The organism is Okeania hirsuta, from assembly GCF_003838195.1.
Classification (GTDB): Bacteria; Cyanobacteriota; Cyanobacteriia; order Cyanobacteriales; family Microcoleaceae; genus Okeania; species Okeania hirsuta.
The window spans coordinates 1-5,250 of the sequence record NZ_RCBY01000359.1 but is presented as its reverse complement, the minus strand read 5'-3'; the positions used below and the strand labels follow the sequence as shown (position 1 = coordinate 5,250).

At 36.3% G+C, this 5,250-nt stretch carries 3 protein-coding genes; all 3 read left to right on the top strand.

The features are described 5' to 3' along the window. The coding region (locus tag D5R40_RS30075) for a tetratricopeptide repeat protein (protein ID WP_124155661.1) at positions 1-2,243 on the top strand (2,243 nt) is incomplete at its 5' end. A 730-nt stretch (positions 2,244-2,973) separates the two neighbouring features. Beyond that, entirely contained in the window at positions 2,974-3,789 is an 816-nt protein-coding gene (locus D5R40_RS30070) for a coiled-coil domain-containing protein (protein ID WP_124155660.1), read from the top strand. Between the two features lie 89 nt (positions 3,790-3,878). Continuing rightward, entirely contained in the window at positions 3,879-5,054 is a 1,176-nt protein-coding gene (locus D5R40_RS30065) for a U32 family peptidase (RefSeq protein WP_124155659.1), read from the top strand. The last annotated feature ends 196 nt before the right edge of the window (positions 5,055-5,250 follow it).

Sequence of the window (5,250 nt, the reverse complement as noted above, 5' to 3'; positions counted from 1 at the left end):
AAATATCACAGACAGAAATTGAGAAATCTCCAGATGTGTCTGTGGAGGAGAGTACCCCAGAAATATCACAGACAGAAATTGAGAAATCTCCAGATGTGTCTGTGGAGGAGAGTACCCCAGAAATATCACAGACAGAAATTGAGAAATCTCCAGATGTGTCTGTGGAGGAGAGTACCCCAGAAATATCACAGACAGAAATTGAGAAATCTCCAGATGTGTCTGTGGAGGAGAGTACTGCAAAAATACCACAGACAGAAATAGAGAAATCTCCAGAAACATCAGACATCTCCGATAATTCAAACTCCGTTGTGAAAAGTTTGTTAAATCGTTATTTACGGAGAGATACATCAGTAGATAATGCTTTACAACAGAGACAAAAAAATGATGCGGAGATGAACAAAGTTCCAGAAGCATCTGTGGATGAAACAACGGTGCCAACACCACAGACTGAGTTAGCTCCAGAAGCATCTGTGGATGAAACAACGGTGCCAACACCACAGACTGAGTTAGCTCCAGAAGCATCTGTGGAGGAAACAACGGTGCCAACACCACAGACTGAGTTAGCTCCAGAAGCATCTGTGGATGAAACAACGGTGCCAACACCACAGACTGATGTGGAAAAGGAGAAATCTCAAGAAGCAATTTTGAAGGATGTTTTGCCCTTGACATCAAAAAATGATGTTTCTAATTTTAAAGATAGTGATGCTCGCTACAAGCAAAAACAAATTATATCTCAAGAAAAAGATCCTCAAGAAACCATCGCTAATTTAACTGAAGCACTTCAACTTAAGCAAAATGAAGCCGATATTTACTGCCAGCGAGGTAAAATACATTCTCAAATAGGAAATTATCAGGAGGCGATCGCTGATCTGACTGAAGCACTCACATTGAATCTCGATCCAGATCAAACTTATACCTGTTATAATGAAAGAGGTGTTGCCTATTCATATTTAAAAGATTATCAGAAGGCACTTGCTGATTTTACTGTTGCGATTAAAATCGATCCTAGGGATCCTAACGCTTGTCACAACCGAGGAAATCTTCACTCTGTCATGGGAAATTATCAGGAGGCGATCGCTGATTTTACTACAGTTATCAAATCTCATCCCAAAGATGCTGATGCCTATAATAATCGAGGTATTTGTCTTTATGAAATGAAGGATTTTAATGGAGCGATTTCTGATTTTACTGAGGCAATTAAGATTAATCAGAATTATGCAGATGCTTATATTAATCGAGGCATTTCTAATTATCAAATAGGAGATTATCAGCAGGGAATAGATGATTATACAGAAGCAATTAAACTGGAACCAAAATATGCTAAAACTTATAATTCCCTTGAGCAAAAATTAAATAGTTATTTACAGAGAGGTGTATCAGTAGAGGAGACTGTATCACAGACATCAGATAATGAGATGGAAACATCTCCAGAAGCAGTTTTGAAGGATGTTTTGCCCCTTGCGCCAAAGAGTGATGCTCGCTACAAACAAAAACAAATTCTGCCTCAAGAAAAAGATCCTCAAGAAACCATCGCTAATTTAACTGAAGCACTTCGACTTAATCCAGCCGATATTTACTACCAGAGAGGTAAAACACAGTCTCAAATAGGAAATTATCAGGAGGCGATCGCTGATTTTACTGAAGCACTCACATTTAATCTCGATCCCTATCAAATTTATACCTGTTATAATGAAAGAGGTGTTGCTTATTCACATTTAGAAGATTATCAGAAGGCACTTGCTGATTTTACTACTGCGATTAAAATCGATCCTAGCGATCCTAACGCTTGCCACAACCGAGGAAGTCTTCACTCTGTCATGGGAAATTATCAGGAGGCGATCGCTGATTTTACTACAGTTATCAAATCTCATCCCAAAGATGCTGATGCCTATAATAATCGAGGTATTTGTCTTTATGAAATGAAGGATTTTTATGGGGCGATCGCTGATTTTACTGAAGCAATTAAGATTAATCCGGATTATGCAGATGCTTATAATAATCGAGGCATTTCTAATTATGAAATAGCGGATTATCAGCAGGCAATAGATGATTATACAGAAGCAATTAAGCTGGAACCAAAAGATGCTAAAACTTATTATAATCGTGGTATACTTCGTTACTTTACCAAAAAATATCAAGAGGCAATAGATGACTTTGAAAAAGCGGCCGTTCTTTATCAACAACAAGGAAAAAATGAGGATTATCAGGAAGTGATGAAAATGATTAGAAAGCTAAATAAGTAATGATTTTTTTTTGAAAACGTCAAGATTCAGGTATGGAATTTGGGCATAAAAGAAGGAAATAATAAGTCACAATTACAGGCGATCGTTATTATGGATAGCTCAAATAAATCAATGACGGAGTACCTTTGGCAACGAGAAGTTTTTCAAAGTTGGTAAGCTTTCTGGGTGTTGGAGTACCTCCATTGACTTTCCATTGAGCGATCGCCAGTCGGAGCGTTAGTAAAGTGCCTGTGCAAAAGGAGCGCTCTGACTTAAATCTTTCAGTTAAAATTCAATCATTGAAGACAAAATTCACTTATAAAAAGGTAAATTTTTCCAAATAACTAATGTCGATATTTTCATCGTTTCAAAAGACAACAAGGTATAAATGCACAGAGGTTAAATGTATGGATAGAACTGACTAACTAAGCTCATAGATTGACTATTTTATATTAGTGGCCATATAAAAATGTTTTCTGGGTAATTATGAATAATTATTACTTACCACTTCTCATCAAGATGTTATACAAATTACCATGGAAGTAAAAGTTAGCAATTTCCCGTCAATAAAATGAAATCAATTTATTTATTAATTTCAACTTTTTTGATGGTCGCTTCTGATTGCCCGCCCATAATTATTCAGAAAGACAACTTCAGAAACAAACACCACTATAATCAAGTTGAAATCATCAATTATCAAAATCAACAATCAACTTTACCTATTTCATTTCCCGGACAAAAGAAAACTTACTTGATAGCTCAAACACAAGAAAATAATCCACCAGAAGATCGAAAACAAAAAGAACAACCAGAATATCAAAAAGTGATGGTAATCGCTCTGTTTGCCTCATTTCTATTTTTGTTTGTGATTTCTGGTTTAATTGCTTTGGGAGGAATTACAGAAAAAATTAAAGTAAAGGATAAATTTCTCGGTCCTTTATTTATTGCAGTTTTAATAGAAGGATTATGTCCGGCAGTATTAGCATTTGGGAGGCCGGAAATTATTTTTCCCGATCATATAATTCAGGACTTAAAGAATGAAATAAAGAATTTAACAGAGAAAAACAATGATTTGGCTGACGTCAAGAAATGCCAAGACCAAACATCTGAGCTGGAGGCAAAAGATAGAAAGATTCAAGAACTAAACAAAACAATTGATAGTAAAAAGAAAAAAATTATTACTTTGGAAGCTCAACTTGCAGATTGTGTAAAAATAGATAAAAGCTTTTTTGGTAAAATAGCTAAAATAGATGATTATGCTAGAAGCCTTCTTCCGGATAGAACATTTGACCCAATGTATACATACGAAATTCCTAGCATTCAAACAAAGGAAATAGAGACCAGAAAAGAATACTGTAAAACTATTCAAGAGCTTTTAAAAGTTATTGGTCAACTAGAAAAAAACAGATCTCCTAATAATAACTGTAGAGAAACTACAAGACAATTAGCACAATATCAAAGTCAAAAAGGTGTTAAAGAACCATTCGATGAACTTTACGATCCAAACAAAACAACAACTTATTTAATTATTGATTATCTGGAAATAAAAGGATTAATTGACAAATAAATTAAGATGTCAAAAAATATCCTGTTTCTCATCAAATTAAATTAGGATATAGAAAACAACAACTAATCATTTCTATCTCCTAAAAAAAAATGCAATTTAACACTTTTGTTTCATCTATCAATGATTTAAAACGGTGTGCCAACTCCCCTAAGTTACAAGAGGTTTTATTAGAACCTACCTTACTTGCTAGACAAGGAAAACTCTCACAAGAAGAATTACTGTTGTTAGCATCAACAGCAGTAGAATTTGGTTTGCGTCCGGTGTTGGTGTGGGATATTCTGATGCCAGAACAAGTTATGAATAGGATTTGCGAACAACTGACTCAGTGGGATTTGAGCAAGTTTGAGGCAGTTCGGGTTTGCGATCCAGGTGCTGCCTGGTGGTTGAAAACTCATTATCCAACTATAGCGCTACAATTTGTTGTGGAAACAGGTAATCACAACTTGGAAGCATTAAGGGGTTGGTGCGAGATTTTTTCTGACTCCTTGGAACGTTTAATACTATCCATTGAACTGCCAGAACAAAAACTAATTGAATATTGCCAAACTCTTCCTATCGGTTGCGAAGTTTTGGGAGTGGGGCAAATTTTGTTGTTTTATTCGCCACGTTCCCTACTATCTCCACATTTATTAGACTCTGAGTCTAAGGAAAAAGTACGCCTGCAAACTACAGTGTCATCGGAAGATAGCAATAACCGATCTTTCCCTACTTTGGAAACGGTACATGGTACGTTTATGTTTTTGGATAAAGACCAGTTTATTCTGGATAAACTCGATCGCTTACAGGAAGCTGGTTTACATACTGTCTGTTTGGACTTGCGACATTTGGGGAAAGATGCTGATGTGGCAGTAGATATTGAGCAAATTTGTAGTCAGATTTTAACTGACCCCATTTCTTTGCGCAAAAATTGGCCAAGACCAACGCGATCGCCTTTTTTTAATGCCAACCGTACTACTTCTATATTTTCTCGGATGAAGTCTAAGCATAAGTTAATTCAGTATCGACAAGAAGTTGGTTTAGCGGAGGTTTTAGCAGGAGAGAGTGGAAATTATGTTGTGTTTCATTCTTTGCGACCTTTTGCTGTTTCTCAAGTTGAGAAAATAATAGTACCTACTGGGGAAGAAATAGAGATTCCAGAAGAAATAGTATTTCGTAACTTAAATGGTCAGGTAATTGAATCATGCGATCGGGAACAAATTCTAATTACAGACTGGATCAAAAAAGCGATGCCAGGTTCATTATTGCTGGGAAAAAATGGGGAGTAGGGGAGTAGCGGAGTGGGGGAGAGTGGAGCATTTTTTTACCTTTTTCCCCTATCCTATTTCTGAATTTCTTGAGGACTGAGGACTGAGGACTGAGGACTGACTGCTGATGCCAAAAGCACATACCGCCTACAAAGATACTATAGCAGTCGCCAATATAGTTAGGACATCGAGTAATTATGATGATTTACAGCGCTTT